At 42.1% G+C, this 24,467-nt stretch carries 25 protein-coding genes and 2 tRNA genes; 15 read left to right on the forward strand and 12 right to left on the reverse strand.

All coding sequences use genetic code 11. The annotated features are described in order from the left end of the window. The first annotated feature begins 70 nt into the window (after positions 1 to 70). Positions 71 to 937: a LysR family transcriptional regulator gene (locus C0V70_RS15395; protein ID WP_102244758.1), complete on the forward strand. Its 867-nt coding sequence runs from the start codon at positions 71 to 73 to the stop codon at positions 935 to 937. Here the strand turns inward: C0V70_RS15395 and uvrC are convergent. Continuing rightward, positions 924 to 2,696, reverse strand: coding sequence for an excinuclease ABC subunit UvrC (uvrC, locus tag C0V70_RS15400; RefSeq protein WP_102244759.1), 1,773 nt, complete (start codon positions 2,694 to 2,696; stop codon positions 924 to 926). The two genes, C0V70_RS15395 and uvrC, sit on opposite strands and share 14 nt — an antisense overlap. 50 nt (positions 2,697 to 2,746) lie before the next feature. On the opposite strand from uvrC, the gene C0V70_RS15405 reads away from it, so the two are divergent. Continuing rightward, positions 2,747 to 3,178: a hypothetical protein gene (locus C0V70_RS15405; RefSeq protein ID WP_102244760.1), complete on the forward strand. Its 432-nt coding sequence runs from the start codon at positions 2,747 to 2,749 to the stop codon at positions 3,176 to 3,178. Between the two features lie 50 nt (positions 3,179 to 3,228). On the opposite strand, the gene C0V70_RS19075 is transcribed toward C0V70_RS15405, so the two are convergent. After that, complete coding sequence (locus C0V70_RS19075; RefSeq protein WP_158649715.1) at positions 3,229 to 5,295, reverse strand: hypothetical protein; 2,067 nt, start codon at positions 5,293 to 5,295, stop codon at positions 3,229 to 3,231. 172 nt (positions 5,296 to 5,467) lie between these two features. Between C0V70_RS19075 and C0V70_RS15415 the strand changes: the two genes are divergently transcribed. Together C0V70_RS15415 and C0V70_RS15420 are read left to right on the forward strand one after the other, a co-directional pair. Beyond that, a complete protein-coding gene (locus tag C0V70_RS15415) occupies positions 5,468 to 6,061 on the forward strand; it encodes a hypothetical protein (protein WP_102244761.1) in 594 nt (197 codons plus the stop codon). Between the two features lie 105 nt (positions 6,062 to 6,166). Next, positions 6,167 to 6,829, forward strand: coding sequence for a PilZ domain-containing protein (locus C0V70_RS15420; RefSeq protein WP_102244762.1), 663 nt, complete (start codon positions 6,167 to 6,169; stop codon positions 6,827 to 6,829). Positions 6,830 to 6,832: 3 nt separating this feature from the next. Here C0V70_RS15420 and C0V70_RS15425 read toward each other — a convergent pair whose 3' ends face one another. The 3 genes from C0V70_RS15425 to C0V70_RS15435 form a co-directional block, all read right to left on the reverse strand. Continuing rightward, positions 6,833 to 7,189 (reverse strand): hypothetical protein, encoded by a 357-nt coding sequence (locus tag C0V70_RS15425; protein ID WP_102244763.1) that lies wholly within the window; start codon positions 7,187 to 7,189, stop codon positions 6,833 to 6,835. Then, on the reverse strand, positions 7,186 to 8,676 hold the full coding sequence (locus C0V70_RS15430; protein ID WP_102244764.1) for a hypothetical protein: 1,491 nt from the start codon (positions 8,674 to 8,676) through the stop codon (positions 7,186 to 7,188). The genes C0V70_RS15425 and C0V70_RS15430 overlap by 4 nt, the downstream gene beginning before the upstream one ends. A 75-nt stretch (positions 8,677 to 8,751) precedes the next feature. After that, positions 8,752 to 9,198 (reverse strand): hypothetical protein, encoded by a 447-nt coding sequence (locus C0V70_RS15435; protein ID WP_102244765.1) that lies wholly within the window; start codon positions 9,196 to 9,198, stop codon positions 8,752 to 8,754. Between the two features lie 115 nt (positions 9,199 to 9,313). Between C0V70_RS15435 and C0V70_RS15440 the strand changes: the two genes are divergently transcribed. The 4 genes from C0V70_RS15440 (at position 9,314) to C0V70_RS15455 (ending at position 12,711) form a co-directional block, all read left to right on the forward strand. After that, positions 9,314 to 9,859 (forward strand): deoxycytidylate deaminase, encoded by a 546-nt coding sequence (locus C0V70_RS15440; protein ID WP_102244766.1) that lies wholly within the window; start codon positions 9,314 to 9,316, stop codon positions 9,857 to 9,859. Between the two features lie 85 nt (positions 9,860 to 9,944). Continuing rightward, complete coding sequence (locus C0V70_RS15445) at positions 9,945 to 10,895, forward strand: hydroxyacid dehydrogenase (RefSeq protein WP_102244767.1); 951 nt, start codon at positions 9,945 to 9,947, stop codon at positions 10,893 to 10,895. Further along, a complete protein-coding gene (locus C0V70_RS15450) occupies positions 10,895 to 12,175 on the forward strand; it encodes an adenylosuccinate synthase (RefSeq protein ID WP_102244768.1) in 1,281 nt (426 codons plus the stop codon). Before C0V70_RS15445 ends, C0V70_RS15450 begins: the two co-directional genes overlap by 1 nt. A 2-nt stretch (positions 12,176 to 12,177) precedes the next feature. Then, complete coding sequence (locus C0V70_RS15455) at positions 12,178 to 12,711, forward strand: GNAT family N-acetyltransferase (RefSeq protein ID WP_102244769.1); 534 nt, start codon at positions 12,178 to 12,180, stop codon at positions 12,709 to 12,711. A gap of 70 nt (positions 12,712 to 12,781) precedes the next feature. Here the strand turns inward: C0V70_RS15455 and C0V70_RS15460 are convergent, their stop codons facing one another. Beyond that, positions 12,782 to 13,660, reverse strand: coding sequence for a hypothetical protein (locus tag C0V70_RS15460; protein ID WP_102244770.1), 879 nt, complete (start codon positions 13,658 to 13,660; stop codon positions 12,782 to 12,784). 150 nt (positions 13,661 to 13,810) lie between these two features. Continuing rightward, positions 13,811 to 14,431, reverse strand: a complete 621-nt coding sequence (locus tag C0V70_RS15465) for a DUF4337 domain-containing protein (RefSeq protein ID WP_102244771.1) — start codon at positions 14,429 to 14,431, stop codon at positions 13,811 to 13,813. Positions 14,432 to 14,550: 119 nt separating this feature from the next. Here C0V70_RS15465 and C0V70_RS15470 point away from each other — a divergent pair, with 119 nt between their 5' ends. Next, positions 14,551 to 15,060: a L,D-transpeptidase family protein gene (locus C0V70_RS15470; RefSeq protein ID WP_158649716.1), complete on the forward strand. Its 510-nt coding sequence runs from the start codon at positions 14,551 to 14,553 to the stop codon at positions 15,058 to 15,060. A gap of 40 nt (positions 15,061 to 15,100) precedes the next feature. Here the strand turns inward: C0V70_RS15470 and C0V70_RS15475 are convergent, their stop codons facing one another. From C0V70_RS15475 to xdhA, 4 genes are all read right to left on the reverse strand, one after another. Then, positions 15,101 to 16,102, reverse strand: a complete 1,002-nt coding sequence (locus tag C0V70_RS15475; RefSeq protein WP_102244773.1) for a zinc-binding dehydrogenase — start codon at positions 16,100 to 16,102, stop codon at positions 15,101 to 15,103. A gap of 114 nt (positions 16,103 to 16,216) precedes the next feature. Further along, entirely contained in the window at positions 16,217 to 16,987 is a 771-nt protein-coding gene (xdhC, locus tag C0V70_RS15480; RefSeq protein WP_102244774.1) for a xanthine dehydrogenase accessory protein XdhC, read from the reverse strand. Further along, positions 16,980 to 19,307 (reverse strand): xanthine dehydrogenase molybdopterin binding subunit, encoded by a 2,328-nt coding sequence (gene xdhB / locus C0V70_RS15485; RefSeq protein WP_102244775.1) that lies wholly within the window; start codon positions 19,305 to 19,307, stop codon positions 16,980 to 16,982. Before xdhB ends, xdhC begins: the two co-directional genes overlap by 8 nt. Further along, positions 19,304 to 20,761: a xanthine dehydrogenase small subunit gene (gene xdhA / locus C0V70_RS15490; protein ID WP_102244776.1), complete on the reverse strand. Its 1,458-nt coding sequence runs from the start codon at positions 20,759 to 20,761 to the stop codon at positions 19,304 to 19,306. Before xdhA ends, xdhB begins: the two co-directional genes overlap by 4 nt. A 114-nt stretch (positions 20,762 to 20,875) precedes the next feature. Here xdhA and C0V70_RS15495 point away from each other — a divergent pair, with 114 nt between their 5' ends. Continuing rightward, entirely contained in the window at positions 20,876 to 21,415 is a 540-nt protein-coding gene (locus tag C0V70_RS15495; protein ID WP_142408995.1) for a L,D-transpeptidase family protein, read from the forward strand. A gap of 92 nt (positions 21,416 to 21,507) precedes the next feature. Beyond that, positions 21,508 to 21,891 carry a hypothetical protein gene (locus tag C0V70_RS15500; protein ID WP_102244778.1) on the forward strand — a complete coding sequence of 128 codons (384 nt, stop codon included), beginning with the start codon at positions 21,508 to 21,510 and terminating at the stop codon, positions 21,889 to 21,891. Between the two features lie 7 nt (positions 21,892 to 21,898). On the opposite strand, the gene mtaB is transcribed toward C0V70_RS15500, so the two are convergent. After that, positions 21,899 to 23,203: a tRNA (N(6)-L-threonylcarbamoyladenosine(37)-C(2))-methylthiotransferase MtaB gene (mtaB, locus tag C0V70_RS15505; protein WP_102244779.1), complete on the reverse strand. Its 1,305-nt coding sequence runs from the start codon at positions 23,201 to 23,203 to the stop codon at positions 21,899 to 21,901. 131 nt (positions 23,204 to 23,334) lie between these two features. On the opposite strand from mtaB, the gene C0V70_RS15510 reads away from it, so the two are divergent. The 4 genes from C0V70_RS15510 (at position 23,335) to C0V70_RS15525 (ending at position 24,396) form a co-directional block, all read left to right on the forward strand. Continuing rightward, positions 23,335 to 23,411, forward strand: a tRNA-Lys gene (locus tag C0V70_RS15510). A 39-nt stretch (positions 23,412 to 23,450) separates the two neighbouring features. Further along, positions 23,451 to 23,528: transfer RNA gene (locus C0V70_RS15515), tRNA-Glu, on the forward strand. Positions 23,529 to 23,594: 66 nt separating this feature from the next. After that, entirely contained in the window at positions 23,595 to 23,984 is a 390-nt protein-coding gene (locus C0V70_RS15520) for a GFA family protein (RefSeq protein WP_102245514.1), read from the forward strand. Positions 23,985 to 24,057: 73 nt separating this feature from the next. Beyond that, a complete protein-coding gene (locus C0V70_RS15525; protein ID WP_102244780.1) occupies positions 24,058 to 24,396 on the forward strand; it encodes an SWIB/MDM2 domain-containing protein in 339 nt (112 codons plus the stop codon). The last annotated feature ends 71 nt before the right edge of the window (positions 24,397 to 24,467 follow it).

The following is a 24,467-nucleotide window of genomic DNA, read 5'->3' on the forward strand; positions in this document are numbered from 1 at the left end:
ACTATGTACAACAAAAGCAATTGAGATTAAAATAATATAAAAATATAAATTAAATACTAAAAAGGTATAAATGAAGTCGATGAATTTAAACCACTTGGAAGCCTTCTGTGTCCTTTCTGACACCTTAAGCTTTTCACAGGCAGCTAAAATCCTTCACACTTCCCAGCCGGCAGTTTCCTTAAAGATTAAATTGCTGGAAGAAAACCTTGGATACGAACTCTTTATCAGAGATAAGAAAAATATCGCACTTTCAAATAAAGGCCAGGTGCTTCGGGATAAAATTTATCAAAGTTACCTGAATCTGGTGTCCGTTTCGACCACAACAACAGGTGAAGCTCCTTTGAAAATCGGCAGCGTCTATGAAGCAGGAGAGAAAATCCTGATTCCAGCATTAACCAAACTCAACAAAAAGGGGCAACTCTCAAAATTTCAGCTGTCTCTGCGTTCAACTGATGAGCTGATAGATAGACTTTTAACAGGTGAACTGGATTTCATCCTGGTTCATAAAGTGCCGGAGAACAAATCACTCCACTCCATTGGAGTTTACGAGGACAAGGCCATTTTGATTTCGTCACTCAAGTCACAACTAAAAGACCTGGAACACAATCAGGTGTTGCCTCTTGCAACTTATCGCCCCGATGATGTCTTTACAACCAACTTCTTAAAAAGCAATTTAACAAAACCACAATTAAAAAAAATTGATATCAAATTTTCAATAAACTCGCATCGCTCGATGATTAAAATGGTTTCAGAGCTTGGCTGCTACGCCGTCATTCCACAATCCAGCCTTGGCAAAAAATCTGCTTTGAAAGTTAAAGTTTTGATGGAAGATAAAAAATCCTACAAGCTTTACCTGTGCACTCGCTCGAACTTCCTGTCCAACAAAGACAATGAAAGGGTGTTTGAATCAATCGTAAAAGAAATCAAGAATCGCTAGGAGACTGATCCGCTTTTTTAGGTTTTCGGGGCTTCTTTGTTCCTAGCACCCTTTTTGTTTCTTCTTTATGATGAAGCTTTCTTGAGAACCTGTGGGCCTCATCCCTCATCTGGACAATAATTTTAAAAAGTGAGCGGTTTTGATTTAAGAAATAAGGATTGGCCCTTCCTGGAATAATCAGGCGCTCTTCTGATTTTTTAATATCTTCACTTCTAAAGCCTTCTTTAGTGCGAACATTTTTTGATTTGGCGATACCGACAACAGGAACTTTAATCTCGAGCTCTTTAAGTGCCTCTTTAAAAACATTTACCTGCCCCCAGCCTCCATCGACAATAAAGACATCGGGAAGACTTCCATTATCAGATCTTCTGATAATGAGTTCTCTCATCATGGCAAAGTCGTTATTGCCTTCCGGGCGCTCTTCAAGGTGGTAATAGCGATAATTTTTCTTATCAGGTTTACCGTCATGAAAAACAATTTGCGAAGCCGTAGGACTTGATCCCTGAAAGATCGCAACGTCATAACACTCAAGCACCACCGGTCTCTCTTTAAGTGAAAGAAGGTCTTTAAGTTTATTAAGGCCGACATAAACTGAATCTTCATGCAGCAGGCGCACTCGTTGTTGCTCAAAGGCGTGATCGCGTGTGAGATTGAGAAAGGAGTCGTATTTCTTTTGCGGAGGACGCACGCGGATGGTTTTACCAAGAGTATTGACTCCGGCCTCAAGCATTTCATTATTTTCCTGATCCATCTGAGTGATGATCAAATCAGGCAATGAATCATATGTCGTCGAATAGTATTGAAATAAAAAGTTAAGCACTGACTCTTCCAATGATTCAACAATATCGAGATTGGAAAAGTTAAAGTTCTTATGCCCCAGAAGAACACCGTTTCTCATCATGTAGACAGATATATCAACTTCAATCTCCCCTTGATAGAAAGCGACGATATCAAGATTCTTCTCATCGCCGTGTTCGGCGTTTTCCTGCTTAAAGTTATTGGCAAAATCACCAAGAACTCGCAGGTTATCCCGGATGAGTGCAGCTTTTTCAAACTCCTCATTCTCCGATGCTTCATACATGCGCCTTTCTAATTCTTTAATCGTTTTACTTCCGCTTCCTGAAAACATATCGCGGGCATAATCGAGATCTTTCTCATAATTTTCTGCACTGATTTTTCCTACGCAAGGAGCACTACACTGATGCATTTGGTACAAGAGGCATGGCTCTTTTCTTTTCCTGAATTCAGACAACGTACAGTCGCGCAGGCAAAAGCTTTGTGTGAGGATGCGAATGATATCCCAGACATTGCTTCCCGTGACAAAAGGTCCGTAGACCTCAACACCTTTAGCGCGCTTCACCCTTCTGACAAATTCCAGCCTGGGAAAAGGTTCATTGTGATTGATCACTACATAGGGGTATGACTTATCATCCTTTAGCCGGATGTTATATTTGGGAGTGTGCTTCTTAATCAGAGTGTTTTCTAAAACAAAACTCTCCGCATCCGAAGTCGTCATAATAAAATCGAAGTCAGTAATATGGCTGACCAAGATATCAGTTTTGGCGTTTTTAGCTGAGTTATTGAAGTACGAAGAGACACGCGAACGCAAATTCTTGGCCTTGCCAACGTAAATTATTTGACCGTCTTTGTTCTTCATCAAATAACAACCTGGTTTAGTCGGAAGTAGTTTGGCCTTATCTTCCATTTTCACTGTTACCAGAGTTGCTTTTGTCTTATTGTCCTTTACAGATTCGTCCACTTCTAATACTCTTTTTAAATTCCTTTTACTTCAAAATAGGTTCAAAAATTATGTCTTCAATCGGCGTTGGAAAAGAAATCCTCTCTCACTGCTCTAAATGTAAATTGATTCTAGCACACATCATCGTGACTATGAAATCTGCAACTGAAGCTGATAAAGTTCAGTGTAAGACTTGTAAAGCGACTCACACGTTTAAAGATCCGAGCGCAACAAAGAAGAAAACTTCAATTGATAGAGTCATTAAGAACGCACGTTCTGCTGGTGGTAAAAAATCATCTGAATCGGTGACAGACCTTTGGACAAAAGCAATGAACAAAACGACGTCTCAAGGAAAAGAATACTCAACTAGAGACTCTTTCCAGATGGGAGACGTGATTAATCACCCTACATTCGGTCAGGGTGTTGTTGAGAAACTCATCGACAACAATAAGATCGAAGTTCTTTTTAAAGACGATTACAGAACGCTAATGCACAAGAAATAAAAAAGGCTCCCATCGGGAGCCTTTTTTTTTATCTGATTTAATTTTCTTAATTACATTCCAAAGCTTGCTGAAATTCCACCTTGTACTCCGAAGACTCCACCTAGATTTCCTGCAGAGTAAGGAGCTCCACCGTAGTACCCAGCTCCGCCCATTGAGTATAGGTCATTATAAGCTGTTTGATAGTTTTGTTGAAGCGCTTGCATCCCCATTTGGTTTGTCATCGCGTTTCCTTGCATACGGCCAGCAATCGCCTGGTTTTGTCCCATGATTCCGTACTGCATTTGCATTTGGGCCTGATACTGATCATAGTATCCACCGTTCATACCACCAGTTCCGTAACCACCTGAACCGTTCCATCCACCAGTTCCTCCCCAGTATCCACCATTGTTTGGTCCACCAACGCCGACACCGACACCAGCTCCACCACCAATAGTTCCTGGTCCGTAAACACCACCGCCACCTGGGTAGTATCCACCGTTTCCACCTGCTCCTGGATAGTATCCGCCGTTGCCAGCAACACCACCTGGATAATATCCACCGTTACCACCGACGCCGCCTGGATAGTAACCACCGTTACCACCTACACCGCCTGGATAATAACCACCATTACCACCTACACCACCAGGATAGTATCCGCCGTTACCACCAACACCTGGATAGTAACCGCCAGTTCCACCACCTGGATAATATCCTCCGCCACCGATTGGATATCCACCAACGCCACCGCCGATGCCTCCACCGATACCGCCGCCAACACATAGGATTCCACATCCACCATTGTTGCCGATACCAATTCCAATTCCGCCTGGGTAGTTAACACCTGGGCCACCTACACCAATAGATCCCCCGATACCAATTCCCGGCCCATAAATTCCACCGGCCCCTGGGTAACCAATTCCGCCACCCATTCCTGGATAACCACCAATTCCGCCCATTCCTGGGTATCCACCGATACCGCCGCCGATTCCGATTCCCGGATATCCACCGCCAATACCGCCTCCGATACCACCGCCGATTCCAATATTAATTCCACCACCGATACCAGCTCCAGGGTATCCACCAATACCGCCGCCGATACCACCAATTCCCCCGATCCCAGGGTATCCACCGATTCCGATGCCACCGCCGATACCAATTCCACCCATACCAGGGTAGCCGCCAATGCCACCGATTCCGCCCATTCCTGGGTATCCACCGATGCCACCACCAATTCCGCCCATGCCAGGGTATCCGCCGATTCCACCACCAATACCGATGCTTCCACCGATTCCAGGGTAACCGCCGATTCCACCCATTCCTGGGTATCCACCAATACCACCGTATCCGCCCATTCCTGGATATCCTCCAAGTCCGCCACCGATACCGATGTTAATTCCACCACTAATTCCAAGTCCGGGATAACCACCGTATCCCATCATTCCTGCCAGACCACTACCAAGTCCTAAACCAAGACCTGCGCCGAATCCACCAGTTCCAATTCCTGTTCCGTATCCACCATAACCACCGCCGTAGTATGGCCCCATCATTCCACCAAGGAATCCTGATGAGTAACCTGCACTTTGAAATGGGTTGCCGTAACCGCCGTAGCCGTTACCAGAAAGTCCGCCGTATCCAGCGTACATCCCCATTCCCATTCCATTACACGAAGCCGCTAATCCCTGAGCTTCATCAGGAAGAATTGGGTTTGCTCCGCGTTCTGTATTGTAATTTAAATAAGAGTTAAATCTGTTTGTACATTGTGTGTGACCAGCTTCATAAGCATTGGCCCACGCTTGTTGTGATTTATAGGCGTATTTTGCTCCAAGGTATGTCGCTCCCACATATGCTAGTGGTTGAGCTACGATCCCTAGTGCTTCTACCCATGGATTTGATTCTTGCTTTTGAGCAAAAAGACAGTCGATACAATCTACACCTGCGGCCCCTGCTGAAGCGGCGATATCCACTCTTAAACAAGCGCGGTATTCATCTTGATAGGCTGGGTGATTCATCCCCTCACAATCTGTTGATGATGCTGCCAGTGCCGGCGTCTGGAAGTTCATGAGCAATGTCAGTGACATCACACTTGTGAGAACTTTCCCTTTGATACCAGGGCCCTGTTTGTTGTAAAATCGCTTCATAAACGCGTCTCCGAAAAGGATAGAGAGTTCAACTCAATATCTATTTTCGGTAATTACCTGAGAAAAGTTTAGTGAGATCTTTCTGCCTAGTTAGGTTTCTTCTAACCCCAAGGAATTGCGTTTCAAAATACTGGACCTTTCCCCTCTTTTAAATAAAAACCGAGGACCTCTCATGGTTATTGCAAATATCGGACTCGCTTTTGAATGGATCGCCTTCTTCCTTTTAATGGGCCTTGGGATCTACACCATGCGAGTGATTAAAAACGAAAAAAAGAACTACCTGGAAAATGCACAGGACATTCTTTTTAAAGAATTTAAACTTATCACTCCCCGCTGGTGGAGTGTGGTGGATTCGGGTTCCGAAGAAGAGCTTCTCTTTAAACGCCTCGACACTCGTTATGAATGGGAAGCGCGTTTCATCTGGAATACAATTCCCGATCAAAAAAACATCATCGAACTCTTCAAAGAAAAAATCCACGCACGCAACATTCTCTTCGATGAAGAAAACAGTGTGATTCACAACCCGAGTGACTTCAGAGAAAAAGATTTAATTAAGTCTGGCCTCTATGAAATGGTTCGTCTCGAAGGAACGGCGACTGAAGATAGATCAGAGAGACTTTACTACGATGCTTTTCTCATCAGGAATTTAAAGAGCGGACAATATATGTACGCTGAAAGTAAAAGCTCCATCCTCAATGGTTTAGTGGAAGGACCCTACTTCGAAGAGGTCATGTTAAGACTCACTCTTGTTGAGCGTCCCGCTTAAAAAATTCTTATTTAAGTGCCATATTTTATTGGATGCTTCCTGTGCCTAACTACTCAATTCCCATGAAATATTGGAGAAAATCCTGAATCATCCGATACTACTAGTATGGAAGACTATCGCATTTCAAAAAACCGCGAAGAAATCATTAAGCTAGTTCAAAAGAAGTTTGAATCAGAGACTTCAATGACTATCTGGCAAAAAGATCCTGAAAGCGGAGCACGCACTTTTAAATGTGAAGTGAAGTTTGCTTCACTTGATTCTTACAATGGAACATTTACTGTCGCTATCGCTGAAGAGCAGAAAGCAACATTCAATCCAAAGCTTGAAACTTATTTTCTGCTCCAGGTGCAGGACTTCGTTTTTAAGACAAAAGCTTCGGTTTCAGTTTCTTCAAAAAAAGGTTCACTCGCTTTTCAAATCCCTCACGACGTAAGACTAAAAGAGCTGCGCATTCATCCGCGCTTTTATATTCCTCAGGAAGAAAAACGTTTTGTCTCAGCTAAATTTGAAAGCCGCGACAACAACATTCCCACTGTGGATGTCGCTTGCCCTATCTACAACATTTCAAAAACCGGAATCTGTATTATTGTCAGCAAAGAAACTCTCAGCAACATCAAACTCACAGAGACTATCGAGCTTGAGGGGTTGAGTTTTTTTGATTCGCTGACAAACGAAGCCAAGGCCATTGTGAGAAATGCCCGCATCTACACTAAAAAAGGGTATTTAAACGATGACTATTATGCTCTTGGTTTGGAATTTCAATTCTAAGAATTAATCACACTTCATTTTAGTGACCAGCTCAATTCCTGTATCGGCTCCGGCCAGAGGGTTGGGAAAACGTTCGTTAATCGCTTCAATCTCACCAACAACACCTTTTGTTCCATCCATCTCTTTGAAAATCTTCCCTTTAAATGAAGACGGCTTATTCAGCATTGGCAAAAGAGCGCTCAGGTCTTTGACATCTTTAAATTCGAACGTCATTTGTGACTTCGTCTGTTCATTGACGACATAATGAAACTTTAAAGAAGAAGTTTTACTCTCCCTTAAAACACCTTTAAAAAGATGAATCCCGCACTCAGCAAAAGCATTTGAGCTAAGAATCATAAAGAAAACGAATATTTTTTTCACAGGACAAACTCCCTGCAAGGATTGCTTTTTTTAGATTCTTTTTGCATTGATTTATAAAGTGTATCGTAAACTTTTCTGGCCTCTACCGTCACCTGAGAGGCAAGAGAATACGTTTTTCCTGAATCAGCAAAGGCTTTCTGTGCATTTTGCAAGGCCGCTTTAGAGTTATCGCTTAACTTGCTTTTAACTTCTTCAATAATCTCTTTTTGTCTTTGTGACTCTTTTAAAGAGCTCAACCAGATTTTTTTCATGCGCTCACTTTGCTCTTTATCCGCCAACTCCTGCATGACTTTTATTGTGTAGTCTAAATCTAAATTGATAAAGGCTTCAGGATAGTATCTCTTCCAAAGTGCAGAATCCTGAGCATAATCTTTTTCAAGAATGGCCTTGATCTCATCGCCAACTTTAAGTTTTGCTCTGAGCGCTTCTTCGTACGCAAGCTGGTAATCGCGGTATTTTTCCAGTGCCCATTTCAATGAACGAAATTCATTATTCATCGACTCATCCCCGATTTTTGCCATCACTTCTGCCTGTGTAAGAAGACTCATCAGGGAATTGTGTTGCTCATTCAAAGAGCACACCTGCTTTTCAAAATCACGGTAATTGGAGTTATAAGACTCATGAAAATCGGTAATCGTTTTTCTATTGTATCGCATGTAAGGCAGAAGCATTTTATAAAGGGCCTGATGGATCATGTCTCCTTCCATGCTTGAAATCATCGGAAACTCTGGCGAGTCACCTCTCATTCTTGCATTTAGAAAAATCTCTTCCAGGTTTTTACCCTTTTTCAAAAGGTCATAGAACTTTCCACTAAAGGTGCTGGTGAATGTAAAAATCCCCAGATCCACAGAGCCTGCATAACCGTATTGCTCCGGCCCTGTTGCCGAGATAAAACAAACCTTGTCATTTTTTATATTGAGAAGATTCCCTGAAAAGCAGCTCATATCAACGAGGGCTAGCTTCACTCCTTTTTCAGCGGCAAGGCTCGCCAGCTTCTCTAAGTTATCCAGCTTGATCGTTTGAGCTCCCTCGAGCGTTTTAAGATTAGATAGAGCACTCCCGGCAAGAGCAATCTGATGAGTTTTTTCATGGCCCTTGCGCGCGCCATGGGAATCAATTGTCACCATCAGCTGGTCCCCGGCCGCCAGCTCACCACTTTCAATCTTCTTAATCATTTCATCAATGAGTTCGTTATAATTGGATTCAATAAATGGACCTTTATTTCTCACGTTGCTCATTTTCTTAGCAATGATGCTCTCCGTGTTCTCGTGGCCACCATTAAAACTTATAGTCGTCTCCCAGCCGTTTTTCTTCGAGCCAGTAAAGCTGGAGATGAGTTTTAAATCATTATCAAAGATCGTACTTTTGCCGGCCGGCTCTCCTCCGCCTCCGAGTACATAAAACTGCTTTTTAACTTCAGCAGAATAACTGACAGATAAACTCAGGAGAAGAACGGGGAAGAGGGTGAATTTTTTAAAAGCTTTCATACCCAACAGATCGGACGAATCATAATGTTTCTTAGTTTTTGGGCAAAAAAAAGGGACCTTTCGGTCCCTTTAGGATTAGTTCTTTTTAGGAGAGAAGAGTCTGATCTTAGCAACCAAGAAAGAAATCAGGTCTTCATCAGATCCGAACACGTCGTCGATCAGGTCGCACTCAAGAACGAAATCTTTCATTCTCACTGCAATCTGATGTAAAGACTCAACTAAATATAGACCACCGATATTTTCGCCGTTAAACGACTTGATGATCTCTTTTCTAGCATGGTTGAACATTTCTGATTCAGTAACGTCTTCAGGAAGGTTATCAACCCCCATTTTTTCTTCTACTTCTTCAATTGCCTGGTCTCTTACGTCTTCGTCAGTTGCGAAACTAACGCCGTATTCCGTAGCCATCGCTTCGATTAGCTCTTCACGCTTAGAAGGGTGAAATTCAATCAACTTTTTCTCTTTGAGATTGTTGATCGTATAGCTAGCGAGTGCACGCAATGTATCAAAATCTGTTTTCATTGAAACCTCAATTAGTGAATATTCTCTTAAAGTGTAACGACTTAAATAAGATGATACAAGAAACTTTTTAATTTTCTTGACTAAAAGGGCCCTAAAATTGGATTTTAATACCACTATGACAGACACAACAGACCAAAAAATTAACTTTATTCCCTCGAAATCTGCGCTTTCTTGGGACGAATACTTCATGCTTCAGGCGATGATCGCGGCCTTTAAATCAAAAGACCCGTCGACAAAGGTCGGATCAGTTTTCGTCGACAAAAGCAATCACCAGATCACTATGGGCTATAACGGGTTTGTTGCAGGAATCGACGAATCAAAAGTTCCCTGGGGAAAAGACAAGTCCGCTCCCCTAGAGTTCCAAAAATACGGCTACGTTGTTCACTCTGAAGCCAATGCTATTTTACATGCCACGCGTTCTTTAGAAGGCTCACGCGCCTATGTGACTCATTTTCCATGTAATGAATGCGCGAAACTGATCGCTTCGTCTAAAGTAAAAGAAGTTATTTATCTTTCAGATAAGCATCATGAGCAGGAAACAAACAGAATTGCTAAGAAGATCTTCGATCTTTCAGGGATCACTTACCGTCAGATGAGTTTTCCGGCCGAAGCCCTTCATAAACTAACTGACCACCTTCAAAACCTTTTAACTGACATTTAGTTGAAACTTCCTCCTAGCGGTCCTATAATGGGGCGAATCCCAAAACATTCACCCGCTACCCTAAATTCTATAGGAGAAAGATCGCATGAAACCTTTTATTGTCGTTCCAGACGGCTTTGATAAGTCTCTATTTGAAGAACTAAAAAAGAATTCAAATCTTGAAGTACACCCGACTTCAAAAGTTTCTCAAGATGAATTAAAAACTCTTCTGCCGAAAGTGAATGGATTAATCATCAGGTCGGCGACAACAGTCAACGCTGAACTTCTTGAACTTGCCCCAAATCTAAAAATCGTTATCCGCGCCGGAGAAGGAACAGATAACATCGACAAAACTCTTTGTGCCGCTAAAGGTGTAAAAGTTGCCAACACTCCAGGAGCAAACAACAACTCTGCTGCTGAACAAGCTGTGGCACTTATGATGTCGTGTTTAAGAAACACTCCGTTTGCCAATAAAACTATGCACGAAGGAAAGTGGGAGAAAAACGCTCTTACCGGCCTTGAGTTATGGAAGAAAAAAGTTGGTATCGTTGGTTTCGGCCGCATCGGACAAATCGTAGCAAAAAGAATTTCTGGGTTTGAGCCAGAAGTTCTATTCTTCGATCCAGTCATGGAAAAATCTGATCTAGCTAACACCAGAAAAGTCACTGACCTAAAAGAAATCTTTTCTACTTGTGACATCGTGACAATCCACACTCCACTACTTCCACAAACAAAAGGAATGGTGACAGGTGAACTTCTAAACCTTATGAAAAAAGACGCTATCCTGATCAATGCCGCTCGCGGTGGAATCGTCGATGAAGAAGCTCTTTACACACTTCTTAAAGACAAAAAAATCAGATGTGCTGGTTTCGACGTTTTTGCAACTGAGCCCTTGCCGGCCGATTCAAAACTTATCGAACTAGACAACCTCATCATGTCTCCACACGTTGGTGCTTCAACTGAAGAAGCTCAATTCAGAGTAGGAGAAATGGCAGTTCACCAAATCAATGAGTTCTTCGTAAACAATAACCTACTCAACGAAGTAAAAGGAAAGTAATGAAAACACTAGCGATTATCGGTGCTCAATGGGGTGATGAAGGCAAAGGCAAAATCACCGACCTCTTAAGCGAAAAATGTGATGTGGTAGTTCGCTACCAAGGCGGGAACAACGCCGGTCACACCATTATCGTCGACGGAAAGAAAATTGTTCTTCACTTAATCCCTTCAGGAATCCTCCACCCTCACTGTGCTTCAGTGATCGGTCACGGAGTGGTTTTTGAACCGGAAGCATTCCAGAAAGAACTTCAGAACGTAGCTGATGCTGGAATTAAAGTGACCTCAGAAAATTTAAAAATTTCTGAAAACGCGACCATCATCACCAGCTACAACAAGCTCCTGGATGCTGCCCGTGAGTCTCAAGGTTCTGTGAAAATCGGAACGACAGGAAAAGGAATCGGACCTGCTTACGAAGATAAAGTAGGAAGACGTGCCGTAAAACTTAAGGATCTTTTCGACCTGGAAAACCTTAAGAAAAAGCTGGCAAGAAATCTGGGTGAAAAAGAAATCCTTTTCAAACACCGCTACAACATCGACTTCCCTTCAATCGAAGAAGAAGCAGCAAGACTTTTTGAACTTGGTAAAAAAGTTCAGCCATTCGTATGCGACACTTTCTCTTTTCTTGATAAAGCTGTTCAGGCCAACAAGAAAATCCTTTTCGAAGGAGCTCAAGGTATTCTTCTTGATGTTGACTACGGAACATACCCGTTTGTTACATCATCATCGACATCTCTGGGTGGAATTTACACTGGCGCTGGAATTCCAGAATCATCTGTTCAGGAAGTTTTGGCCATTACGAAAGCCTACACAACAAGAGTTGGAGAAGGGCCTTTCCCAACTGAACTTTTTGATGAAGTGGGAGAAAAAATCCAGACTATTGGAAAAGAGTTTGGGGCAACAACTGGTAGAAAGCGCCGTTGTGGATGGTTAGACCTTCCACTTCTAAAGTACTCAGTCAAAGCTTCTAACTTAACTTCAATCGCCTTAACAAAACTAGACATCCTTTGTTTTGTTGATGAATTAAAAGTTTGTGTGGCCTATGAATACGAAGGAAAGCAAATTGACTGTGCTTACCCTGGAATCGATCTTTATAAAGCTAAGCCAGTTTATAAAACGCTTAAGCCATTTAAAGATGACTTCACAAATAAGACCGACAAAGACCTTTCTCCTGAACTAAACGCTTACATCAAGGAAATTGAAACATTCCTGGGAATTCCTGTAGGGATTCTAGCGTTTGGACCAGAAAGAAAAGAAATCCTTTTTAGAAAGAATTACTTCTAGAAATGAGTTCAGTGATTAGACCTGCCACATTTGAAGACATTACTTTAGTTATCGAACATGATAAGAGACACATGAAGGAGCCGGGATTTAACGGCTCCTTGTCTCACCCCTTCCTTCCAGATCACGAATTCGATTGGGACAAAAGAAAAGAAGAGCGCCTCCTTTCATGGACTAAACCTGTTAGTGAAGAAGGTTGGTCGAGAAGTTTTATTCTCGTCCAAGACGATCTCGTCTTAGGTCATGTGCATTTAAAAAATCTTTTCCATGCAACTCTTCACCGCGCTCAACTCGGAATGGGTCTTGAAATGGCGGCCAGAGGTCAGGGGCACGGTAAAAAACTTTTAGAAATGGCGATTGCCTGGGCACGTGAACAAGAAAGCCTGTCCTGGATTGATCTGTCGTATTTTGCCCACAATACTCCGGCAAAAAAACTTTATACGTCATGTGGATTTAAAGAGCTCTTCGTTTACGAAGATCGACTAAGAATCGGCCACCACGTCATCGATGATGTCGTGATGACCTTGAAGTTAAAATAATTATAAACTGCCCCACTAGAGTGGGGCGCATTTTTAACTAATTTCAACTCTCATTTGGTCTTTTTTTAGATTAACTTAATAAAACAGAATTATGGAAGGCAATATAGATGGCGAGATGGTCCTCAAGTCTTTTGGGTTTCTTCGTCGTGCACCAGGTTCTTCTAAACAATCGATTAATATTTGCCCTCAACATCGCACACGTGTGATTGATCGCAAATAAAGGGTCGCGCCCATTTTTCTTGAGCTCGCCGAGCCCTGCGATCATCGCCTTCTCGCCCTTATACTGTTTGTAATCAGCATTCGGAAAAAACTCTCGAACCACTTCTTTATAAATGCGATGCTCATCACTTTTTATTTCTGCATAAGGAGAAACAACCGGAGTGATCTTTTCAAATAACTTCATCATCGATTCTTTGTGATAACTTTTTCTTTTTCCATATTTTTGTCTGGAAAGCGAGGCCAGGTGTCCAAATGCCGGAATTTGAGAGACAAAAGCGCCCAAGATAACTCGCGAGCGAGCATCGACGGCGACTGAAATGGAAAGAGGCTTAAGCTTGGTGTGCTCGGTAGTGATCAAATCATCGAATTGAAGACGCTCGACTTTTTGCGTGCCAATTTTCAAAAGAAGATCAGCATGCATTCGTCTGGATTTTTGCGCAAGATAGACGAGTTTTCTATCAATCGTCGTTCGATGAACTCCGAGAATGATCGCCGATCGTCGCATCGAGACACCGGAAGAGAGAATTTTAAAAATGGTTTTGTTGATGCGCCTCTTTTTTTGTCCGAACTCTAGGGTGCCAGTTGCGCGGGAGAATTTTTTAGAGCAAGCGGAGCATTTGTAGCGCTGGATTTGGCGGGAGTCATCTTTGCGCAGATAATATCCATCTTTTTTACAAAAGGTGTTTTTTTGAAAGTAAATGCATCCTGAATTTGGGCAGCCTGGATTCATGGAGGAAGGATAAGCAAGAGGCAGAATTGCTTATGAAACTTAACCATCTAAAAAGAAAGGTCATTTTTAAGAAGTAAATTCAAAGATTGAAAACATTGATATCGGATAAGAAATGTAAAAGCCCCACTGTAGTGGGGCAGTTTAAAATAATTAAGCGGCAACGGCGATATTAAGTGCCAGGGCAGAAAAGACTGAGCCAATAAGACCTAAACCAATCATGACGAAAAAGAAAATCTGCTGAAGTTTTTCTTTCTTCACCACTAAGCTGATTGCTCCCATGACCAGACACAATTGAAAAAATAGATTTGAAAGGTCAAACTGATCCCCAGCTCGTCCTAAGATTTCAATTTTCTCTTCGTATTCTTTAGCGCCGATAACCTGACCTAATTTTCCGTCTACGTCTTGTACCCAGTTGGCCTCACCGACTTTACTTGATCCAAGCAAGATTTCTTTTTTCTCTTTTTCGTAACGCTCAATTTTTTTCGTCAGCTTGTCAGTGTGCTCTCTTAACTTGACCACCGCGGGGTCATTGGCACCTTTTCCTTCAATCATTGTGTTAATCAGGTCGCGTTGACCTTCTACATTGGTTTCACGAATGCTCTTTGCCTGATACCACATATACGCACTGGACTTCTCATTGATGAATTTAATTTCATCTTCCCCGTATTTCCCGGCAAACATATCAGACAAGGCCATGATGGCCGCAAAAATAGCAATCAGAACTCCGCACTTAATTTCAAAACCATGATCTTCTTTTACTTCCTCAGTCATAAATTCCTCAGTTAAATTTTTTGGAATCTATTTTAAATTTTGCAAACACAAATATTCAAGTAAAAATTATAAAGGCCACCGGAAAAAAACTCTGTTAGCGTTTAATGATGAAAAAGATAATGACAATACTCATGGCCCTTTTCATTACGACTCTAACCACTGCGGAAGCTTACCAAGTCGATGAAGTCCGTGTTTATAAAACAAGGCACAGGATGGAGATGCTTTATCAGGGAGAAATCACCAAGGTCTACACCGTCATGCTCTCTCGCGGGGGAATGGCCCCTAAAAGGCGCGAAGGTGATAAACTCGTCCCTGAAGGCGAATACCGCTTTGATTATAAAAACCCTTACTCGAGTTTTTATAAATCAATCCATATCAATTACCCCAACCCGGAAGACGTGGCCCGCGCCCGCGATATGCGCGTGAATCCAGGTTTTGAAATCTTTCTTCATGGAATGCCAAACTATCTCACTGAACTTTCGGTGATTCTCGATGATGGCTCCTTAGAGCTTTTATTTCCAGGAGTGGGAAAAGACTGGACGGCGGGTTGTATTGCTCTTACCAACAGAGAAATGCAGGAGGTGTGGGATAACCTTGAGCCTCCGGTGATGATTACTATTTACCATTAGATTGAATGGCAGAGAGTTTAGAGCTCTCTGCCTTTTTTAATTATGGAATAAGCGCCATTCTGCCTGGTATTTTCCCGGCCTCAAGCTCTTCAAGCCAGTGATTCACTTCTTTTAAAGGTGCTGTCTGGACTTGTGGTTTGATTTTTTTATCTGCAATTAAGTCATACACTTCCTGCATCTCTTTGTGTGTTCCCCAAAAAGAGCCCTGTACTTTCACTTGATAAGTGGCAAATGAAGCAGTCACAATCGGTACCTGAGAAGAACCAAGTCCTACTAAAACAATTGTTCCACCTGCACGGACGAACTTTTGGGACTGTAAAAAAGTTGAATCTCGTCCAACAAAGTCGACAACGACATCAAAGGACTGAGGTTTTAATTCCTGTTCGATAAATTTCGAATTAAAGACTTTTTTTGCTCCTAATTTTTTAGCACTTTCAAGTGATGACTCTCTTAGGTCACAAACAGTCACATCGGCCTCAAGGGCCAGCGCGACTTGCAGTCCATTCATTCCCAATCCACCTAAACCGATGAGTAAGACTTTTGTATTATGAGTGACTTCACCCAGAGTTTTAATTGCATGGTACGGTGTTAATACCGCATCTGTTGCAACAGCTGCGACCTGTGGAGAAATTCCAGGTGGAACTTCGACAATGTTTCTTGCTGGTACAACCATGAACTCAGCATAAGCTCCGTCAGCTCCAATACCGATGTACGCACGATCCGGACTATTGCATAGATTATCGTGCCCGGACTTACAGTATGAGCATTCTCCACAAGGATTCGGCCCGTGAACCGCATACAAGACACCATCTTTAAATTTTTCTTTAACCGCACTTCCCGTTTTAACAACTTCACCGCATCCTTCGTGCCCCATAGTAAAGGAAGTCGTATAAGGAATTTCTCCTGATAAAATGTGTAAATCAGAATGACAAATCCCCGCTGCACGCACTTTTAACAAAACCTCTTTGGGACCAGGCTCAGGAATCGCGACATCTTTTAATGAAAGTTTCTTTTCTCCAGGAATATACTTTGCTGCTAACATAAGGCCTCCTTGATATTTTAATTATCTGCTGAAGAGATAATCAAACGATACCTAGAGTATAGATCTTAAGACTGAAGATTCAATGATAGTGATCATATTTAAAAAAGGCATCTTTTAAAGATCGCGCAATTTAATCATTTGCGCCACGATGCTAATAGCGATTTCTACTGGTGTGTTATTTCCAATAGGTTCTCCAATTGGACAATAAAGTTTTGAAACAAGCTCAGGTGAAACGTTTTGCTTTTTTAGATCAGCGCGAAGAACCGCAGCTTTTGAGTCACTGCCAATGGCCCCAATATAAGGAAACACATTTCTTTCCATTGCAGCTTGAAGGATTGGTAAGTCAAAAGCATGCCCCATGGTCATAGAGGCAATAAAAGTTCCAGGCCGGAGCAGGGCCACTACATCTTTCATTTCGCTCGTCTGAACTTTTTTTAGTTTGTGATGCTCTGGAAGTTTATCCAACCATTCCTGGCGGGGATCAACGCAAGTAAGTGAGCATTCTAGTTTTAATAAAAGTCTTACGACTTCCTGGGCCACATGTCCCGCTCCAAAAACAGCAATCTCCCATGATGGTTTTTTCTGAACTCGTTCAAAGAAAAAACTCACCACTCCTCCACACGTCATCTTGATGTCAGTTTGAAGGTTCCACTCCGCATAGTCGTTTGCCATGTTGGTTCTTAACATCTCTTTTGAATGAGCAATCACTCGCTCCTCAACTTTTCCTCCACCAATCGTGCCATCGATATAACCCCTTTCCCCGACTAAAACTTTAGCGCCAACTTCCTGTGGAGCACTTCCTCTGGTGTTAACCAAAGTCGCGACAATAAATGTCTCTCCACTGTCTTGAAGCTCTAAAATTCTCTCGAGAATCGGTTTATTCATAACGATTAAGCTCCATCAAAATCACTTCGTTAGTCGCTGGACTTGTAATGTGCGGAACCTCTCCTTTACTTCTATAAAAAAGAGCATTCTTCACTGCGGTCCACACACTCGCTCCTAAAAGCAGAGGTGGCTCACCAACGGCCTTTGATCTCATCACGTTTCTGGTGTTAGTGTGATTTTCTAATAGCTCAACATTAAAAACTCTCGGCGTGTCCTGAATGTTTGGAATTTTATAAGTTGTCGGGCTATGGGCCAGAAGTTTCCCTGATTCATGATAGAAAAGGTTTTCTGTCGTTACCCATCCCATCCCTTGAACAAAAGCTCCACTCACCTGTCCGATATCAATCCCCGGATTAATCGGGCGCCCCAAATCCATAAGAATATCGGTGCGAAGAACTTTTAGCTCTCCTGTGTATTCATCAATTTCAACTTCACTGACAGCGGCGCCGTTAGTGAAATAATTAAACGCTCTTCCCTGACAAGTGTTCTTATCAAACCCAAGATCAGGTGTTTTATAAAAAGCATAACCTGCAAGAGAAAATTGATTTAAGTAGGCCTGCTTTAGTAAATCTTTGAAGGCCATGCTCTTTTTAGTTTTTGTATCAACAACCATACTATCGACAAATTCAATGTGCGATAAATCCACACTTAAATCAACCGGCGGCATCGTTTTAATGGTGTCGTACTGAATGCCGGAGTTATGAAGCTCATTAAACACCCAGCGAAGTCTTGAGAGTAAATCCTCACAAGCTTTAAAGACAGCTCCTCCGTTAATATCGGCTCCACTTGAGGCCGCTGTCGGAGAAGTGTTGTGGTTTTTTTCAGTTGATGTCGGCATCATCACAACATTTGTATGAGGAATCCCAAAACATGTCGCTGCAATCTGCTGCATCTTTGTATTCACCCCTTGCCCCATCTCTGTGGCCCCAGTTGAAACTTGAATCGTCCCATCAAGGTGAATATTCACCAGGGCATTCCCCTGATTTAAGAATTTAGTCGTAAAAGCAATCCCGAATTTTGCTCCGGTCATTGATAGACCACGAAGCTTTCCGTTTTTCTTTTCATTGAAGGCCTTAATTTCTGCCTTTCTCTTTTCGTAATCGCTGTCTTTATGAAGTTTATCAAAAAGTTCAGGAAGAACATTGTGTTCTACAACCTGGTTATAGGGAGTCACGTTGCGCGACTCTTTTCCATAAAGATTTAATCGTCTGATCTCAAATGAATCTTTTTTCAGATAGTGAGCAATATCTTCAATAATACTCTCCATCGTCATATTCCCTTGAGGTCCGCCGAATCCTCTAAAGGCCGTATTTGAATGCTGATGAGTGCGGACGGCTTTTCCTTCGATGTAGCAGTTTTCCAGATAGTAACATCCGTCTGCGTGAAACATGGCCCTATCTAAAATCGAAGGAGTTAAATCAACATAAGCTCCGCCATTAGCATAGATATGGACTTTTAGAGCTGTGACTAAACCATTGTCGTCAAATCCCACTTCATAAAAATTCTTAAACGGGTGGCGTTTCCCCGTCATCATCATGTCGTCATCTTTTGTCAGCGCAAGTCTTGCCGGGCGATTTAATTTATAAGCAACAAGCCCTGCCATCGCAGCAAAGTGTGCAGCCTGTGATTCTTTACCACCAAAACCTCCGCCCATTCTTTTGACAATACAAACGACCTGAGAGTAATCAAGCCCCAGAGCATGGGCCACCACGTGCTGAGTTTCAGTCGGGTGCTGAGATGAAGAGTGAACTTCAATCTGTCCATTCTCTAATGGATAAGCAATCGTCGCCTGGCTTTCCATATAAAAATGCTCTTGCCCGCCACACTCAAAAGCGCCCTTTAGAGTGTGAGGAGATTTCTTTAAAACCTCATCCACATTTCCTCTAACAAAAGGCTTAGCCTCGCAGAGAATAGATTTTTTTTCAATCGCCTCATCAATCGAGAGGATTGGTTTTTCTTCTTTTGCTTCAATCTTAATTAATTTTTTAACTTTGTTAAAAGTCTCTTCATCGCGACAAGCGATGACACAAACCGGTTCATCAATGTAGCCAATTTTTTCAAAAGCTAGAATCGGTTGCTCCGGGACAATCGTCCCCCAGTTATTGTGAGGGATATCGTGAGCTGTAAAAACTCCGAAAACCCCATCAACTTTCATTGCGGCCGAACCGTCAATCTTCGTAATTTTCCCAGCACAAACAGGAGCTCCAATCACACCAACAAACACTTCGTTTTTTAATCTCGGGCGATCGTCGATAAAAACACTCGTTCCCGTGACGTGGCCTATTGCTGAATCATGATGAACACTTTTTCCCACACTCACAGCTCACCTCCTATTTCCAGAGCGAACTTTTTGAAGTAGTTCCCCGCCACCAGCATTCTGTACTCTTTTGAAGCACGTAAATCAGAAAGTGGTTTAATGTATTGATCTAAAGAAGCGGCAGCCTCATGGAAAATTTTCTCTGAAAAATCTTTGCCAGTAAGCTTTGCTTCGATGTCTGAAAGTCTCATAACCGTTGCCGCCACTCCACCAAGAGCGATCGACACCTTTGTCATTTTTTTGCCATCAAAAACAATTCTAGCGGCAAAAGTGACAGCGGAGATATCCAGGTCTTTTCTCATTGAAACTTTATACAGTCTGGTCTTTTCATTTTTTGCCAACACTGGAATTTTTACTCTCGTCACAATCTCATCAGCTTTAATGTCGAGCTTTTTATAACCCACATAAAATTTTGGAAGCACAACTTCACGCTTACCACTCGTGCTTTCTAATTCAACAATCGCATCACTCACCATCAAAAATGGAATCGTATCAGCAATCGGAGAAGCATTCACCACGTTTCCAACCACTGTCCCCTGATTCTTAATTTGCGGAGAAGCAAAAATGCGCAGAAGGCGCGACATTTCCGGGAAATGCTTTTCCACGTAGTCTTCAAACTCAGTCAAGGTAACCGTTGCTCCCACATTGATAAATTGATCATCGTGAGAAATCACATTGAGCTCATCGATATGATAAAGCGCCATCGTATCCGGCGTATCAAGCTTTCCTTTGTTGACCACAACGCCAATATCAGTTGAGCCGGCAATTAAGCGCACATCATTTTTTTCTGATTTCTTTTTAAGTGCTTCTTTAAGCGTCGCTGGAAGAAAAATACTCTTATCTGTAAATTTCATTTCAACTGTCTGTGATTTGATTGTCTTCATTTCGCTGATCCACTCTGGGCTGTGGTAGCGGTCTTTCAATAATTCGACTTTATTTAAATCAATCGATGTTGCTGCATCGATAATCGGCTGGTAACCGGTACAACGACAAAGATTTCCAGTTAAGAAGTTTTTCGCTTTTTTCTCACTTAGCGTTCCACCACACGACTTCACCTTCTCAACAGCTCCGGCCATGGCACAAATAAATCCAGGCGTGCAGTATCCACACTGAGCTCCGTTGTGATCAATCATCTTCTGCTGAACTTCATGCAGGTCGATATTCATTCCCACATTTTTTCCAATCCCTTCAACCGTGACGACTTGAGCGCCATCAATGAGATATAGAGGAAGAATGCATGAGTTGACCGATTTAAATTCCAGCTTTCCTGAAGCGTCGACGTCTTTGGCGATCAGGACGGTACAGGCCCCACAGTCGCCTTCGGCACAAACAATTTTTGTCCCGGTTAAAGACTCTTCATTTCTAAGGAAATTACCGAGAGTCATGAAGGCATTTTCGCCCTTGATTTCAACTCTTTGGTCGTTGATTTTGGTAGTGATCGTATTTGTAGTTTTCATCCTAACAATTTAGGGTGAATGCCTCTAAAAATCTATATTTTTTTCACTGTCCCTTGGCTTTCCATAGAGCGAATCCTAGTATCCGGCCAATTTCAATTAACTCTTGAGGGTAGCGTGAGAACAGTATTACTTGCACTTGTTTTATCTATTACTACGTCTAATGTATTTGCTAAAAGTGAGGTTGCCTTAGTTCGCGTTTTTAAGAGCGAGCGCCGCCTTGAGCTGGTAAATAAAAAAGACCAGGTCATCAAGTCTTATAAAGTTATGCTGGGAAGAAACCCTGTTGGGCACAAAGTTCAGGAAGGCGACAACAAGACGCCGGAAGGAAACTACGAGCTGGACATGAAAAACCCAGAGTCAAAATTCCATAAATCGCTACATGTCTCTTACCCGAATTTTAAGGACAAACTTAAAGCAAAGGCCCTTGGTGTAAAACCAGGTGGAGATATCATGCTTCATGGCCTTCCAAACGACTTTAAAGAGATGACTGAGTGGTTAAACACAGTAGGCCTTGGTGGTCTTGCTGACGACCTAATCCGCGCGGCCCTTCCTTATCTTGATTGGACGAATGGATGTATTGCAGTAACAGACGCTGAGATTGATGAAATCTACGGTATGCTGGATGTGCCTACAAAGATCGTTATCAGACCTTAAAAACCATATCTATTTATTAGATAGACGCTCATTAAACAATATATTTCACTCTGATAAGCTTCGGGCCTATAGTGGTCTTAAGGAGCTTATCTATGAAAACTTTATTGTTATCTTCTCTCTTATTACTTTCAGCCGCTTCTTACGCCCAATCGACTGAACAAAAAAACTTCCATTGTGAAGCACGCTATTTATTTGGCCAAAAACAAAGTGCAGAACTCTCTGGATCAATCACTAGCAACACTAGTTTGGCAGATGTTGCCTACTCAATTGATAACCAGCCAGAGTTTAACGCCGGACTTTTAACCATTGATAAAAATGCCGTTAGAAAATTCCCTTTCTATCAAAAGTTCAATGTGGAAGATGGTGCGTACGCGCTTTATATGCCCGACAAAATGGACAGCGCCTTTCACTTTACTGCGATCATTGAAAGCGGAAAAACTTCTGAAAAGCTAGAGTGTTTCGTTGAAAGTAATTAGTTAGTAACTACTGTAGAAGTTCTCCGACCAGTTTGCCTTCAAGCATACCTGTGACGAGAACTTCTCTCTCCACATTTGAAAGATCCTGATCAGTGTTCACTTGAACTCTTACATAATTTGAAGAATACCCCTCAAAAAGACCCAACTTGTTTCTTCTTTCGAATAATACTTTTGTTCTCTTTCCGATTTGATCTTCACTTAGAAGGTTAAGTTTGGCGTCCCCGAACATCATAAGCGTTTTTACGCGCTCTTTTTTAACGGCCGAGTGAATATGATTTTCCATTTTCGCCGCTGTCGTGTTTTTTCTCTTTGAATAAGGGAAAACGTGGAAGTGCGTGATGGGAAGTTCTTTTAGAAGATTGAATGTGTTTTCGAACTGCTCTTTCGTCTCACCAGGGAAACCAACAATCACGTCAGCGCCAATTCCCGCATTCGGGAAAGCTGCCATGATTTTGCCGATGATTCTTTTATAATCGGCCACAGTATATTTTCTTCTCATTGCTTTTAGGATCTCATCATCCCCACTTTGAAGTGGAATATGAAAGTGATCCATCACTTTTGGAGAAGCTTTTAGTACTTCAAGAAGCTCATCTGTAATTGTATTTGGCTCTACACTTGATAATCTGAATCTCTCCAGACCTTCTACAGCTAAAACAGCTGCCACTAAGTCGTGGAGTTTTTCGCCAGAGGCCTGCTCGTACTCACCGATATTAACACCGGTAAGAACGATTTCTTTAAATCCTTGGGCCACAAGCTTTTTAGCTTCAGTCACCGCATCCGCCACAGAGATCGCTCTTGAGCGTCCACGGGCAAAAGGAATGATACAGAACGAACAAACGTAATTACAGCCGTCCTGGATCTTTAAAAACGCTCTCGTATGTGAGTCTGCAGATGTAGTAGCAGCACTATAGAACTCCCACGATTTATCAACGTGGATTGCGTTTTCTTTTTCTTCATCCAGGTATTCGAAGACTTTATATTTTTCCGAGTTCCCAAGAACCAGGTCAACTCCTTGCATGCCCGCAATTCTTGCTGGCTCCATTTGAGCGTAACAACCAGCTACAACAATCTTTCCTTCTGGAGAAGATGTGTGCGCTTTTCTGATTAAGTTTCTGCAAGTGGAATCAGCTGCATCTGTGACAGTACAAGTGTTGATGAAAACAACATCAGCAGGCTCACCGAAATCAACAATATCGTATCCGCGGTCCTTAAAACCTTGAGCGATTGAACCCGTCTCAGACAGATTCAAACGACACCCCAGAGTATGAAGGGCTACACGCTTATTATTTAGATTTACCTCTGTATTTTCCATAGATGAGGAACATAGTCCTCGTTACGCTAGAGATCAAGACGTATGAAAAATAATTCATTAAAAAAATTGAAAAAAAGTTTGACAAAAAAGCACGGGGACACTATTTTTAATCTCACTTTCGAAAACAAAATGGTCTCTTAGCTCAGTTGGTTAGAGCATCTCCCTTTTAAGGAGAGGGTCCTGCGTTCGAGTCGCAGAGAGATCACCATTTCGAAAACACCGGTAAAATCAACGAATTGCAGTATATGCACCCATCGTCTAGCCCGGTCTAGGACATCGCCTTTTCACGGCGGTAACCGGGGTTCGAATCCCCGTGGGTGTACCAAGTTTAAAAAAAGCCTCGATTTATTCGAGGCTTTTTTTTTGCCTAATTCCAAGCTATTTTTTCCCAATGAAAATCGAAAAATTCCATAAAGCTTCCTGTCACTGCAAAGCTGTCCAACTTGAAATTCATCTTCCTCGAGGGCTTGAAGACCCACGCAGGTGCGATTGTTCTTTTTGCCGAATGAGAGGGGCCATTGTCGCCTCTGTGGATTTAGAAAATATAAAAATTTTAAGCGGTGAAGACAAACTCACTCTTTATCAATTCAATACATTTACGGCCAAACACTATTTTTGCTCTGTATGTGGAATCTATACACACCATCAAAGACGCTCAAATCCTAATCAGTACGCTTTCAATGTGGCCTGCCTGGAAGGTGTAAACCCTTATGAATTGGGCGAAGTCCCTGTCATGGATGGAATAAATCATCCTGCCGACAGAAAAAAATCGCAGAAATGAGATTTTTTAAGTTACTAGCAGTCGTACTATTGTGTTTTTTATTCAATAATATTCCCACAACACACTAACAAGGATGAAAAATATGTCAGAAGTAGGACTAAACAAACCAGTTAAATTAAATTCAAAGCTAGCTGCATTCTGTGGAGCAACTGAACTTCCAAGAACTGCGATCACTCAAAAATTCTGGGACTACATCAAAGAAAACAATCTTCAAGCTAAAACAGAAAATGGAAAAGCAGAAGGCGCTGGGAAATTCATCGTTGCAGACGCAACTCTTCTTCCACTTTTCAAAGCAACTAAAGTAACAAGTAAATCAACTGGTAAAGTGACAGACTTCACTGGTCTAGAGCTTGGACAAACAATCAGCATGCTTCAATTAGCATCTGTTGTTGGTGCAAACGTAGAAGGATAATTTTTAATTAAATTACAAACGAGAGGCCTCTGTTTATCAGAGGCCTTTTTTTATCTAGAATGACTCAACTA

Source organism: Bacteriovorax stolpii (assembly GCF_002872415.1).
Taxonomy (GTDB): Bacteria; Bdellovibrionota; Bacteriovoracia; order Bacteriovoracales; family Bacteriovoracaceae; genus Bacteriovorax; species Bacteriovorax stolpii.